This window comes from Rhizobium sp. BK491, from assembly GCF_014194925.1.
Classification (GTDB): domain Bacteria; phylum Pseudomonadota; class Alphaproteobacteria; order Rhizobiales; family Rhizobiaceae; genus Rhizobium.
Genome location: NZ_JACIAR010000001.1, coordinates 922467 through 935922 on the forward strand (window position 1 = coordinate 922467; position 13456 = coordinate 935922).

14 protein-coding genes are annotated in these 13456 nt (G+C 58.3%); 8 read left to right on the forward strand and 6 right to left on the reverse strand.

Annotated features, from left to right (window positions below; translation table 11 throughout):
- The first annotated feature begins 139 nt into the window (after positions 1–139).
- From FHX05_RS04625 to FHX05_RS04640, 4 genes are all read left to right on the forward strand, one after another.
- A complete protein-coding gene (locus tag FHX05_RS04625) occupies positions 140–2506 on the forward strand; it encodes an EAL domain-containing protein (RefSeq protein WP_183871186.1) in 2367 nt (788 codons plus the stop codon).
- A gap of 14 nt (positions 2507–2520) precedes the next feature.
- A complete protein-coding gene (locus FHX05_RS04630; protein WP_183870798.1) occupies positions 2521–3252 on the forward strand; it encodes a transporter substrate-binding domain-containing protein in 732 nt (243 codons plus the stop codon).
- Positions 3253–3325: 73 nt separating this feature from the next.
- A complete protein-coding gene (gene pth / locus FHX05_RS04635; RefSeq protein ID WP_183870799.1) occupies positions 3326–4042 on the forward strand; it encodes an aminoacyl-tRNA hydrolase in 717 nt (238 codons plus the stop codon).
- A gap of 55 nt (positions 4043–4097) precedes the next feature.
- Positions 4098–4520 carry a GNAT family N-acetyltransferase gene (locus FHX05_RS04640; RefSeq protein WP_183871187.1) on the forward strand — a complete coding sequence of 141 codons (423 nt, stop codon included), beginning with the start codon at positions 4098–4100 and terminating at the stop codon, positions 4518–4520.
- Between the two features lie 12 nt (positions 4521–4532).
- On the opposite strand, the gene clpS is transcribed toward FHX05_RS04640, so the two are convergent.
- On the reverse strand, positions 4533–4844 hold the full coding sequence (gene clpS / locus FHX05_RS04645; protein WP_112334317.1) for an ATP-dependent Clp protease adapter ClpS: 312 nt from the start codon (positions 4842–4844) through the stop codon (positions 4533–4535).
- Between the two features lie 229 nt (positions 4845–5073).
- On the opposite strand from clpS, the gene ychF reads away from it, so the two are divergent.
- Positions 5074–6177, forward strand: a complete 1104-nt coding sequence (gene ychF / locus FHX05_RS04650) for a redox-regulated ATPase YchF (RefSeq protein WP_183870800.1) — start codon at positions 5074–5076, stop codon at positions 6175–6177.
- Positions 6178–6300: 123 nt separating this feature from the next.
- Here ychF and FHX05_RS04655 read toward each other — a convergent pair whose 3' ends face one another.
- Entirely contained in the window at positions 6301–7425 is a 1125-nt protein-coding gene (locus FHX05_RS04655) for a hypothetical protein (protein ID WP_183870801.1), read from the reverse strand.
- Between the two features lie 186 nt (positions 7426–7611).
- On the opposite strand from FHX05_RS04655, the gene FHX05_RS04660 reads away from it, so the two are divergent.
- Together FHX05_RS04660 and FHX05_RS04665 are read left to right on the forward strand one after the other, a co-directional pair.
- Positions 7612–8076 carry a MaoC family dehydratase gene (locus FHX05_RS04660; protein ID WP_112399086.1) on the forward strand — a complete coding sequence of 155 codons (465 nt, stop codon included), beginning with the start codon at positions 7612–7614 and terminating at the stop codon, positions 8074–8076.
- Positions 8073–8540 (forward strand): MaoC family dehydratase, encoded by a 468-nt coding sequence (locus tag FHX05_RS04665; protein WP_112399087.1) that lies wholly within the window; start codon positions 8073–8075, stop codon positions 8538–8540. The genes FHX05_RS04660 and FHX05_RS04665 overlap by 4 nt, the downstream gene beginning before the upstream one ends.
- A gap of 47 nt (positions 8541–8587) precedes the next feature.
- On the opposite strand, the gene FHX05_RS04670 is transcribed toward FHX05_RS04665, so the two are convergent.
- The 4 genes from FHX05_RS04670 to petA form a co-directional block, all read right to left on the reverse strand.
- Complete coding sequence (locus FHX05_RS04670) at positions 8588–9130, reverse strand: adenine phosphoribosyltransferase (protein ID WP_112334312.1); 543 nt, start codon at positions 9128–9130, stop codon at positions 8588–8590.
- A gap of 116 nt (positions 9131–9246) precedes the next feature.
- Positions 9247–10113 (reverse strand): cytochrome c1, encoded by an 867-nt coding sequence (locus FHX05_RS04675; RefSeq protein WP_112334311.1) that lies wholly within the window; start codon positions 10111–10113, stop codon positions 9247–9249.
- 22 nt (positions 10114–10135) lie between these two features.
- Positions 10136–11410, reverse strand: a complete 1275-nt coding sequence (locus FHX05_RS04680) for a cytochrome b N-terminal domain-containing protein (protein ID WP_112413580.1) — start codon at positions 11408–11410, stop codon at positions 10136–10138.
- Positions 11411–11424: 14 nt separating this feature from the next.
- Positions 11425–12003, reverse strand: coding sequence for a ubiquinol-cytochrome c reductase iron-sulfur subunit (gene petA, locus FHX05_RS04685; protein WP_112413579.1), 579 nt, complete (start codon positions 12001–12003; stop codon positions 11425–11427).
- Positions 12004–12837: 834 nt separating this feature from the next.
- On the opposite strand from petA, the gene FHX05_RS04690 reads away from it, so the two are divergent.
- Positions 12838–13449, forward strand: a complete 612-nt coding sequence (locus FHX05_RS04690; protein WP_183871188.1) for a LysE family translocator — start codon at positions 12838–12840, stop codon at positions 13447–13449.
- The last annotated feature ends 7 nt before the right edge of the window (positions 13450–13456 follow it).

Sequence of the window (13456 nt, forward strand, 5' to 3'; positions counted from 1 at the left end):
TGGAATCTATACTATTGGTTGATTTCCATTAACCCCACAGTTTCAGCAACATTTAACGGATTCATGAAAACCTACGCGAAAGAGTTGTAGAATGCGGCCCCAAGATCTGCTGGTCTATGGCTGGGGAGCTAACGGAATTATGAGTCATTCGGTCGAAAACAGGTTTTTCGCGATCGTCTGCGGTGCGCTACTGATTTTCGTGGCGCCACTCTTCGTCCTATTCCTTTTTCTGTCGTCTGAACGCGCGGAAAAGGAAATCAAGGATCACATAACCGTTCTCCTCGTCGCCAATGCCCAAGCCCTTGCAAAACCGCTATGGGATCTGGACGAAGACAGCGTGACCCAGATCAGTGCGACGACCGTTGCGGAAGGCGCGATCGTCCGTGTCAATGTCCGCGATCTTTCCGGCCAGCTCGACGTCACGCAATCGACCATTCCGAAATCATACAAGGGCGATCTCGAGTCCATTGACCGGCCGATCATCTATAACGGCATCGATGGTGCGAAACGGCTTGGGACCATCACGGTCTATTATCCTAAGCTCGGCCTCTTCGACGGCCTGAAGAGCGAGGAGATCGTCTTCATCTCCATCTTCATCTTCGCCGTCCTGACTGTGTTCGGCGCGGCGCTGATCGGCAATCGCATCTTCGTCATCCAGCCGCTGATGCGGTTGACGCATGCCATCGAGGCGACGCGAAGGCTCGGCTCGCGCCATCATGTCGACTGGCAGTCGAATGATGAAATGGGCCGGCTTGCAAGCAGTTTCAACGACATGCAGAGCAAGCTGCAACGAGAGGAAAACGAACTTAAGCTTGCCCACCGCCGGGCAACCGACACCTATAATCTAACGCCCGCCATGCTCTTTTCGCTCGACAAGGACGAGTGCATCGCGGCCGTCAGCGACTATTGGCTTGCCACCACGGGCTATGATCGTGCCGAAGTGATCGGACGCGAGTTTGCGAGCCTGGTCTCGCTGGATTCGCGCACGCAATATGTCGAGCGCAAACGCGGCAACACCCACAGCGCCGCCCGCATCGACGTCACGGTAAAATTCCTCTGCCGGGATGGGAGGGTCATGGATGTCCTTATCCTTGAGACAACAGCGATCCAGGATGGCCTGTCGCTCTCCGTCATGACCGACGTCACCGAACTCAAGCAATCCGAAGACCGTATTCTGCGGCAGGCGATTACCGACCATCTGACCGGCCTTCTCAACCGCCAGGGCTTCGAGAGCGCGCTGGATGCCAAGATCAACGAAGCCGACCTGCGCAAGCGCGAACTCGCCTGCCTCTTCGTCGATCTCGACCGTTTCAAATGGATCAACGACAATATGGGCCATGCTGCCGGCGACGCTGCACTGCGCGAATTGGTATCGCGCCTGCAGAAATGCATGACGCCGGGCGATATTGCCGCCCGCCTCGGCGGCGATGAATTTGCCATGCTGCTTCTGGCCGAGAATGCCGAAGCAAGAGCAATCGAAATGACCGCCCTCATCGCCGAGGTCTTCGAGGCGCCCTTCGTCGGCGATGCGCGCCTCAGCGCCAGCATCGGGATCGCGATCTACCCGCGTCAAGCCGCCAATGCGGCCGAACTGCTGTTGAAATCCGATATCGCCATGTATGCCAAGAAGCGCGATGGCAAGAATGGCGCACAGATTTTCGACAGCGGCATGCTGGACGACTCCCGCCGCCGCGCCGAACTCGAGAGCCATATCGAAACCGGCCTCAACGAAGACTGGTTCGAGGCCTATCTGCAGCCCGTGGTGAATATAGATGACCGCTCTATCGCCGGCTTCGAGGCGCTGATGCGCCTGCATCACCCGCAGAAAGGTATCCTGCCCCCTGGCCGCATCATCGAGGTCGCAGAAGAGACCGGCTCGATCATTCGCATCGGCAACCGCATCATGGAGAAGGCTATCGCCGATTTTGCCCGTCTCTCGCGGATCGAGGGCATGCAGGATACCTATCTCGCCATCAACTTCTCGCCGCTGCAATTCGAATCCGAATTGCCGCTGCGCATGGCGGCTCTGTTGTCACGCTACGAAATCGCACCCCGGCGCATCGTCGTGGAAATCACCGAGGCCGTGCTCATGGACGACAATCCCGAGACACGCATGGTCATCAACGAGATTTGCCACTATGGCTGCCGCATCGCGCTCGACGACTTCGGCACGGGTTATTCCTCGCTGAGCTATATCAACCGTTTCCCGGTCGATATCATCAAGATCGACCAATCCTTCATCCGCGCGATCAACGATACCGCCTCCGATGTCAGCGCCAAGAGCCGCATGCTGGTCGAAAGCATTACCACTCTGTCGCACAAGATGAACTGTACGGTGATTGCCGAAGGCGTGGAAACGGAAGAGGAATGCGCAACCCTTCGTACGATGGGTATCGACTACGGCCAAGGCTATCTTTTCTATCGCCCGCTGCATCCCGACAACCTCATGAAGACGCTGGCGAGCCTGCAGGAAGACCGCCCTTCCCCCGTGGCGCAGGCGTCATAGCAATGGAGAGCCGGATGCGAGGGCTGCTGTTCATAATCGCCACCAGCCTGCTTTCGTTTTCATGTCTCTTTCCGGCCCGCGCCGAAAGCGTTCATTTCACCACCGAGGAATATCCACCCTTCAACTATCGTGAAGGCAAGACGCCCGTCGGCGCAGCCACCGAGCAGATACAAAAGCTTATGGCCGATATCGGAGTCGACTACACGATCGATGTCATGCCGTGGGCGAGAGCCTACAATCAGGCTCTGGCGGAGCCGATGACCTGCGTATTCGTCACTGCGCATAATGAGGAGCGCGACAAGCTCTTTAAATGGATACAGCCGCTACTGATCGATCGCAACGTTCTAATCAAGCATAGCGGCTCCAACGTTGCCGCAACGACCATCGCCGAAGCCAAGAAATATATCGTCGGCACATGGCGCGAAGACTATACGGAAGCGATCCTGCGCCGGAATAATTTCCCGCGCATCGACATCGGCAGCGATTTCAAAGCTACCCTGAAGAAGCTGATGAACGATCGTATCGACTTGATGCCGATCTCGGAATTTTATTTCGACAAGCTGCGCAAAGAAGGCAATGCCGTCGAGAAAGTGACGATCCTTTCCCAGCAGCCCATGGGCATTGCATGCCAGAAGGATTTTCCTGCCGAACTCCAAGGCCGAATGCAGACGGCGCTCGACATGCTGATCGCAAACGGCACGCAGCGCCAGATTTTCCTGAAGTACGGCCTTCACCTGGGCGACTGACCGCATGCCGCCTTGACTTTGCCGTCAAATCGCTGTGGTGAAGGCCATCGGTATTTTCCAAGGGATGAAGCGCATGCTTCTCATCGCGGGCCTCGGCAATCCGGGCGCCAAGTATCAAGGCAACCGCCACAATATCGGCTTCATGGCCGTAGATGCGATCTATCGTCGCCACAGCTTTTCGCCCTGGTCGAGGAAATTCAAGGCGGAGATTGCCGAAGGCGAGCTCGGCGGCCAGAAGGTGCTGCTCATCAAGCCGCAAACCTTCATGAACCTCTCCGGCGAAGCCGTCGGCGAAGCCATGCGCTTCTACAAGCTGCAGCCGTCCGATCTCGTTGTCATCTACGATGAACTGGATCTGCCGGCCGGCAAGGCGCGGCTGAAGACGGGCGGCGGCCATGGCGGCCACAACGGCATCAAGTCGATCGATGCCCATTGCGGCAAGGAATATCGCCGTCTGCGGCTGGGCATCGGCCATCCCGGTGCCAAGGAATTGGTGCATAACCACGTTCTCGGCGATTTCGCCAAAGTGGACAAGGACTGGCTGGACCCGTTGTTCGATGCGCTCGCCGACAATGCCGACATGCTGGTGCGCGGCGAGGATTCGCAGCTGATGAACAAGATCGCGCTTGCCCTCGGCGGCAAGCCGGAAGAAGACGCACCAAAGCCGGAAAAGAAAGCGCCCGCCAAGTCCCACATTCATCAGGCGCGCAATCAGATCAAGCCAAAGGTTCCGGAAACCGGGCCTATGGCGGAAATGCTGAAGCGGATGTTCGGCAAGAAGGACGATTGAGGTGCCGCAGCCAGCAGTCGCAGACGCCCCAAACCTCCCAATCCGTTCGGTCGCAATGGCGGACCTTCCGACGCTGCTTGCCCTTTATCGGCACCTGAACACGGAAGACCCGGTGTTGGATCTGCAACTGGCGCAAAGCCGCCTCGCAGAAATCCTCACTCATCCCGGCATGACGATCCTCGCCGCCTTTGACGGCGACAAGGCCATCTCATCCGTGACGCTGGTCGTCATTCCCAATCTCACGCGCGGCGGTGCGCCCTATGCTTTGATCGAGAACGTAGTAACCCACGCCGATTACCGTCAGCGCGGCCTTGCCGGCGCAGTCATCCGTGCGGCATTCGCAACTGCCTGGGAAAAGAACTGCTACAAGGTCATGCTGCTGACCGGCTCGAAGAACCCGGCAACGCTGCGCTTCTACGCCAATTGCGGCTTCAAGCAGGATAAGACCGGCTTCCATATCCGCCGCCCCGCGCGGTGAGAACGGCCAATCCTATTCTTCCGGCTCTGTCGTGAACATCAGCGGGAATCCAGCGCTTTTAGCAAGATCGACCGCCTCTTGCGCCTTCGTCTCGGCGACATCCCGCGCGCAGACCATGACCACGCAGGTTCCGAGCTTGTGTGCAGTCATCATCACCCGGTAGCCGGTCTCCTCGCTCATACGGAAGACGGCCTTCAGCACCATGATGACGAATTCCCGCGGCGTATAATCGTCGTTCACGAGAATGATCTTATAGAGCTTCGGCCTTTCGACCTTCGGCTTCGTTTTAGGCTTTGGCTTCAGGACAACATCATTGTCACTCATCGGCATCACCGTTGACGACAGGGGAAAGGGTTTTGGGCTAATGAGAGGATTATAGTGCAGCGCACCACATCCTTCAAGGACAGTTGCGTCAGGGGACAATGCCGCCCAGCATCCACCCGGAAGCCCAGCTTTCAGCAGAAAATCGGCTCAGCTTCCGCACAAGACTTGACCCGCAACGGCCCTTCCCCCATAGGCACTGCAAAGATTTTCAAGATATGGACAAGATGCCATGGGTTTCAAATGCGGTATCGTCGGGCTGCCGAATGTCGGCAAGTCCACTCTGTTCAACGCGCTGACCAAGACGGCGGCAGCGCAGGCGGCGAATTATCCGTTCTGCACGATCGAGCCGAACACGGGTGAAGTCGCGGTTCCCGATCCACGCATGCGTAAGCTTGCCGACATCGCCAAGTCGAAGGAACTGATCCCGACGCGCATCTCCTTCGTTGATATTGCAGGTCTCGTCCGTGGCGCCTCGAAGGGGGAAGGCCTCGGCAACCAGTTCCTTGCCAATATCCGCGAAGTCGATGCCATCGTGCATGTGCTGCGCTGCTTCGAAGACAGCGACATCACCCACGTCGAAGGCCGCATCAATCCGGTCGCCGATGCCGAGACGATCGAGACCGAGCTGATGCTCGCCGATCTTGAGAGCCTTGAGCGCCGCACCGAGCAGACGCGCAAGCGCGCCACCGGTAAGGACAAGGAATCCATGGCGATGCTGCCGATCATGGATGCGTCGCTCGCATTGCTTCAGGAAGGCAAGCCGGTGCGCACGCTGCTGTCGAAACTCGACGCCGAAGAGATCCGCATCCTCAAGAGTCTGAACCTTCTGACCTCGCACCCGGTGCTCTACGTCTGCAACGTCGCCGAAGGCGATGCCGCAACCGGCAACGACCACACGGACGCCGTCGCCGCCATGGCCAAGGAGCAGAATTCGGAAGTCGTCATCATCTCCGCCGCCATCGAGGCGGAAGTGGCGCAGCTGCCCGACGAAGAAGCGAAGGAATTCCTCTCCGCGCTCGGCCTCGATGAAGCTGGCCTCGATCGCCTGATCCGCGCAGGCTACAAGCTCCTCCACCTCATCACCTACTTCACCGTAGGCCCGAAGGAAACGCGTGCCTGGACGATCGAACAGGGCACGAAGGCTCCGCAGGCCGCCGGCGTTATCCACTCGGATTTCGAGCGCGGCTTCATCCGCGCCAACACGATAGCCTATGACGACTACGTTGCCTATAACGGCGAAACCGGCGCGAAAGAAGCCGGCAAAGCCCGTGACGAAGGCAAGGAATATGTCGTCCAGGACGGCGACGTCATTCACTTCCGCTTCAACACCTGATCGCTTTTCGGATGCCGGCGCCTAAGCAATTTCAGGAAAAGTGCGAAGCGGCTTTCCGTCCGGAATTGCGTTAAAACAAAAGGATAGAGCGTTTTCCCGATTCGAGGAAAAAGCGGAAAAGCTCTATCTCAGCGCTGGCAATCTCGCTTGCATGCCGGCGGGCAGGCGCCGCACGATAAGGCGGCGCAGATCGGTCCAGCCGATGCCGATCACGAGGACGACCAGACCTACAATCATCAGCACCAGGAAGCCGACCTTGTCGAGCCCGGCATTGTTGTGCCTGAGGATGGCCGCCGTCGCCAAGCCCAGCGATACGAGGCCGGCGGTCACGAAAGCGCGGCGATCGATGATAAGCCCAATCAGCATCATCACCAGCACCGCCACGAGGACGGTCACCGCCTGCAGATAGCCCCCGAAGAGGGCATCTGTGAGATTGGTGAAGACGATGCCGCTGCTGGCGAGCTCGAGACGCAGGGCCAAGAGGATCATCGAATAAAGTAGAGCCGGCGCCGTTGCGAGATGCAGCCAGAAGGCCACGTCGGAACGGCGCGTAACCCTCTGCGGATCGCTGAGATCATAACGCATTGCCAATGCAAAGCTGCCAAGAGCAGTCACCAGCAAGATCATCATCGTCTGGATGGGGTAATCCGCCGGCACATTCGAAGAGCCAGTTACCGTGCCGGCGACATAGAAGACCGCGGCGAGAAACAGGCCGAACAGTGAAAACAGGAACAAGGCCAGCGACAGCGGCACGCGGTAGCGCCAGTAAAACAATGCCAGCGACAGCGGGAATGGCGCCACCAGGACGATTGCGCCGATCGTAAAATTATCGCTCAGCGTCGGTGTGGAACTCACATAGCTGACCACCATGTAGAAAACCCAGACAACGAGCGCGACGGTCAAGACCACGGCCGGAAGCGCCAGCCGCTGTCGGCGCACCAGGATCTCGGCCAGGACGACGATCGCCAGCAAGGGCGCATAGCGGTTCGCGAGCCCCCATAGCCCGATGAGCAGAACGACGAGACCGATGGTGATGAGCACATCATGAAAGCCTCGCACGAAACGCGGCGCTTCCGTATCTTCCAGAGGGTTGGGATCATCCGGAAAACGCGGTGCCGGGAGACCCTGTCCGGTCGGCAACGCACCGATGTTCTTGTCCGCCAGATAGGGCAGCAATCTCTCGGCCTGACTGGAGGAAATGATCCCCGCGCCTGCTGCTTCTTCCAGTGCGACTTTGAGTTCGCTCATTCTAGCTCTCATACCATCTTGCCACGACCCAAGCCTCAACATATCGCCGGCATACAATCAAGGGCTGTCGGCGGCCAATAGACAGTCATCGTCGTCCCTTCCTTATATTGACCGTGAAAATGCTTGCGCCACCACGGCCGGCCATGCGATTTGCCGATAAACGAGACGTGGAGGAGGAGAGAAGACATGACGAAATTCGTCTACGAAGACTTCCAGCCGGGGCGAGAATTTCCGCTCGGCCCGAAACATGTAACGGCGGGGGAGATCATCGAATTCGCCAGGGAATTCGATCCGCAGCCGATGCATCTGGATGAGGAAGCGGGCCGCGCCAGCATTCTCGGCGGCCTTGCCGCTTCCGGCTGGCACACCTCGGCGGTGTTCATGCGCATGATGTGCGATTCCTATCTCCTTGCCACCGATGCGCAAGGCGCGCCGGGCATCGATTTTATGGAGTGGAAGAAGCCGGTTCTGGCTGATGATACCCTGTCGGGCCGATCGATCGTCGTCGAGGCCCGTCCCATGCGCTCCCGTCCGGGTATCGGCATCGTCAGGTTCCGCCATGAGGTCGAAAACCAACGCGGCGAACTGGTCTGCCTCGGAGAGAACGCGGTCATGATCCGCATGCGCAGCGTCTCGGAGGTTTCGGCATGAAGATGAACGAACTCTATGCCGTCGGCGAACGCATCGATATCGGCAGCCATACGTTTACGCCTGAAGGCATCGTGCACTTTGCCTCGCGCTTCGATCCACAGATCTTCCATATGGATGCGGAAGCGGCCAAGCACTCCCTGTTCGGCGGTCTCTGCGCTTCCGGCTGGCATAGCTGCTCTATGTGGATGCGCAGCTTCGTCGATTTTTGGAAGTCCGAACAGGCCCGGTTGATTGCCGAAGGCAAGACGCCGCCCATCCTCGGCCCCTCGCCTGGCTTCAAAAACCTGCAATGGCTGCGGCCCGTCTTCGCCGGTGATACGATCAGCTATGGCGTCACGATCCTTGACAGCCGCCCATTGGCCTCGCGCGCTGGCTGGACGCTCTATACGCTCGCCTGCGATGGAGTGAACCAGGACGGCGCTCCGGCCCTGCGCTTCGAAAGCAGCGTTCTGGCTTTTGAATAGCGAGCTGCGGGGCCGTTCGGAGCGGCCCCAACAGTCCTTTCGGCCATTTAGTGGCCGGCGAATTCCACCAGCGTATGTACTGGCACGTCAAGCTCCTCGAGCTTCCTGCGGCCGCCAAGATCAGGCAGGTCGATGACAAAGCAGGCGGCGACCACTTCGGCACCGATCTGGCGCAGAAGCTTCGTCGCGCCGACGGCGGTGCCGCCCGTCGCGATCAGATCGTCGACGAGAATGACCCTCTCACCCGGATTGACCGCATCACGGTGCATCTCCATTTCGTCGACACCATATTCCAGGCTGTAGGCGATGCGGACGATGTCGTGCGGCAGCTTGCCCTTCTTGCGGATCGGCACGAAGCCGGACGACAGCTGGTGCGCCACCGCCCCTCCGAGAATGAAGCCCCGTGCCTCCATGCCGGCAACCTTGTCGATCTTCGTGCCGGCGTAAGGCTGCACCAGCGCATCGACGGCACGACGGAATGCCCTGGCATCGCCAAGCATCGTCGTGATGTCGCGGAAGATGATGCCGGGCTTGGGATAGTCCGGAATGGAGCGGATGCTGGCGGCAAGCTCCGAAGCAATAGTGTTCATCAAATATAGTCTCTCAGGCTGTGATAGGGCCGGCTGCACCCTATCAATACCAGGGCGCTATACCAACAAAAAAGGCGGCCTCGCCGGGCCGCCTTTTCTCGATCATTGTGCGATGCTCAGTGAGCGCCGGCCTTGGCATAGACGGAACGCTTGGTGAGATAAATCAAGATTGAGAAGATCAGCAGGAACACCATGACCATGAAGCCGAGGTGCTTGCGATCTTCCAAATGCGGCTCGGATGTCCACATCAGGAAGGCAGATACGTCGCGAGCGTATTGGTCCACCGTCTGCGGCGAACCGTCGTCGTAGGTCACCTGACCATCCGAAAGCGGCTTCGGCATCGCAAAGGTCGCGGCCGCATCGAAATACGGATTGTAGTGCGAGTTTTGCGGCACCTTAAAACCGGCCGGCGGCTCTTCGTAACCGGTCAGAAGCGAGTAGATATAGTCCGGCCCACCTTCCTGATACTGGGTGAAAATATCGAAGATGAACTGCGGGAAGCCGCGCTCGATTTCGCGTGCCTTGGCAAGCAGCGACATGTCGGGCGGCACGGCCCCGTTGTTGGAGGCTGCGGCCGCTTCGTCATTCGGGAACGGCGAGTTGAAATGGTCAGACGGAAGCGCCTTGCGGGTGAACATTTCACCCTGAGGGTTCGGGCCGTCCTGCACTTCGTAGTTGGCAGCAAAGGCCTTCACCTGTGCTTCCGTATAGCCAAGGTCTTCCAACGTGCGGTAAGCCACCAGCTTCATCGAATGGCAGGCGGAACAGACTTCCGTATAGACCTTGAGGCCGCGCTGAAGCTGAGCCTTGTCATAATAGCCGAATGGGCCGGAGAAGGTCCAATGCTGCTCGCGCGGCTCCTTCAGCGGATAGTGCGGCGTCTCTGCTTCTGCGGCAGGCTTCGTTTCCGCAGCGATCACGGCGGCGGTCGAGAGGCCTCCGATGAGCGTCAGGGATAGAAGGCCGACAACAAGTTTTTTCATCGTTTTCTTCCTCTATCGCCGGTTATGCTTGAACCGAAGCGGCAACTTTACCGCCTTGTTTCTCAAGAACCGCTTCCGTAATCGAATTTGGAATGCGCCTCGGTGTCTCGACAATGCCGAGAACCGGCATGATGACGAGGAAGAAGAGGAAGTAGAACAGCGTCGCAAACTGCGCAGCCGTGGTGTAGATGCCTTCCGCGGGCTGCGAGCCCAGCCAGCCGAGCAGGATGGCATCGGCGATGAACAGCCAGAAGAACAGCTTGTACCACGGGCGATAGACAGCCGAGCGGATCTTCGACGTATCGAGCCAGGGCAGGAAGAACAGCACGATGATGGCGCCGAACATCGTCAGAACGCCGCCGAGCTTGGAGTCGATCGGGCCAATGTTGAAGGTGATCGAGCGCAGCATCGCGTAGAACGGCAGGAAGTACCATTCCGGAACGATGTGAGCCGGCGTCTTCAGCGGGTTGGCCGGGATGTAGTTATCGGCATGACCAAGGAAGTTTGGCAGGTAGAAGACGAAATAGGCGAAGACCAGCAGGAAGATGGAGACGCCAAGCGCATCCTTTAACGTCGCGTAGGGCGTGAAGGCAACAGTGTCGGTCTTCAGCTTGACTTCGACGCCGGTCGGGTTCGTCTGGCCGGTCACATGCAGCGCCCAGATATGCAGGATGACGACACCTGCAATCATGAACGGCAGCAGATAGTGCAGCGAGAAGAAGCGGTTGAGCGTCGGATCATCGACGGCAAAGCCGCCGAGCAGGAAGGTCTGGATCCAGTCGCCGACCCATGGAAAGGCCGAGAAGAAGCCGGTGATGACGGTCGCACCCCAGAAGGACATCTGGCCCCAGGGCAGAACGTAGCCCATGAAGGCGGTTGCCATCATCAGGAGGTAGATGATCACGCCGAGAATCCAGAGGATTTCGCGCGGCGCCTTGTAGGAGCCGTAGTAGAGGCCGCGGGCAATGTGCAGGTAGACGGCCACGAAGAAGAAAGATGCGCCGTTGGCGTGCATATAGCGCAACAGCCAGCCGTGATTGACGTCGCGGACGATCTTTTCGACCGAATTGAAGGCGATCGCCGTATTGGCCGCATAGTGCATGGCCAGCACAACGCCGGTCAGGATCTGCAGGACCAGCATGACCGCCAGCATGGCGCCGAACGTATAGGCATAGTTCAGGTTGCGCGGAACCGGATAGGCGATGAAACTATCATAGACCATACGTGGCAGCGGAAGCCGCGCGTCGACCCATTTTTCGAGCCCTGTGGATGGCTCGTAAGACGAATGACCACTCATGTTTCAGCTCCCCCTCAACCGACCTTGATCTTCTTTTCCGACGTGAACGCATATTGCGGAATCGCAAGATTCATCGGCGCAGGCCCGTGGCGTATGCGGCCGGCGGTGTCGTAGACCGAGCCATGGCAGGGACAGAACCACCCGCCATATTCGCCCGCTTGACCGAGAGGAATGCAGCCGAGATGAGTGCAGACGCCGATCATGACGAGCCAGTTTTCCTTGCCCTCGCCGGCCGAACGGGCAACGTCGGTTGCCTGTGCATCGGACGGTAGATTGGCGTTGCGAGCGACCGGATCTTTCAGGTCCGAAAGCTGCGTGCCCTTGGCATCGTCGATTTCTTTCTGCGTGCGGTTACGGATGAAGACGGGCTTACCGCGCCATTTCACCGTCAACGACATGCCGGGCTCAAGGCTCGACACATCGACTTCGATGGATGCAAGAGCGAGTGTCGATGCGTCGGGCCGCATCTGGTCGATAAACGGCCATGCGACGGCAACTGCACCCACCGCACCGGCCATACCTGTCGTCAAATAAAGGAAATCCCGGCGAGTAGGTTCGCCGGTGGACTCAACTGTCGTACTATGCTCGCTCAAAGCTGCACATCCTCTTCCCGCAAACCACGGCAAAAACCGCGGTACCCCTCTCACTAACGGCGAATCAATGCGACCATAATTCCGCCATAGATTCCTCCGTAACCCGCTGCGTTCTAAGCTTGATCGCAAATTATGTCCAGTCTTGGCAAGGGGTCAGGGCACAATGTCGCGGCAAAACTGCGTTAATGCGTCGCAAGGCTGGAGCTCAATCTTCCCCTTCTCCGCGGAGGGAAGTTAAGCATATGAAAAACTAGGGAATTCCGCAGCGTTTTTCTCTGGCGCGACGCAAAATAGGCGATCAGCACATACCGCGCAGCAACAAAAACAATGAAAATTCCTCGAAATTCCGATCTCAACCTCTCCTTCCTCACCTGAACGCAGACCGAATTTCGTCCGCGATTTATCAGTGAACGCCATATTCCCTGCAACCCTACAAGAACTGTAAAACGGAGCCGGGATCGACCGGTCAAGTTGCCAACGGTCGTGAGCGACGCATTGAGCGTCGAGCGCAAAATGCCGGTTGAACTGCAATTTCATTCAAGACCGGAAAACGCGATGCCTCGATATTGCCGCAAGCCATTATCGAGTGAGAGTCATGCACGCTACCCAAGCCGACGCCATGTATCGACAGCATCCGTGGTTGCTCGACACCTTGCCCGCGACAAACCTAACAGTCGGATATTTCACCGCGCGAAATCGTACGGCGACGGCTCACGTCGTCGAGAAAGCTTCCCCGAGAGTCCATCAGGACACCTCGCGTGGATCAGCCGCCGAAACAGGCATCTCGACTCAGGCCTTACCGCCGATATTCCCCTCCTCCGTGGGGGCTGTCGCATGAACATCGAGTTTCTGATCACGACCTTCATCATCGTTGCCTCTCCCGGCACGGGCGCGATCTACACGCTTGCCGCCGGATTGTCTGGCGGCACGAGGGCGAGTGTGGTCGCCGCATTCGGCTGCACGCTTGGCATCATCCCGCATTTGCTTGCGGCGATAAGCGGCCTCGCCGCACTCCTGCACACCAGCGCCGTGGCGTTTCAAGCGCTCAAATGGCTGGGAGTGGCCTATCTGCTCTACATGGCTTGGTCGATGTTTTTGGAAAAGGGTATTTTGCGCATTGACGGCGCACCGACCGACAAGAGCATGCGACAGGTGATTGGCTCGGCAATCCTGATCAATTTGCTCAATCCCAAATTGTCGATCTTTTTCTTCGCCTTCCTGCCTCAATTCGTGACGCCGGATCAGACAAGCCCGATCATGCTGATGCTGAAGCTCAGCCTGGTCTTCATGGCGCTCACCTTCATCATTTTCGCAGCCTATGGCGTATTCGCAGCTCGCCTGCGCCGCCATATCGTCTCGAATCAAACGGTGCAATCATGGATGCGGCGAAGCTTCGCGACTGCGTTCGGATTGCTCGCGGCGCAACTCGCTCTGGCGAGCCGCTAGCCCGCAA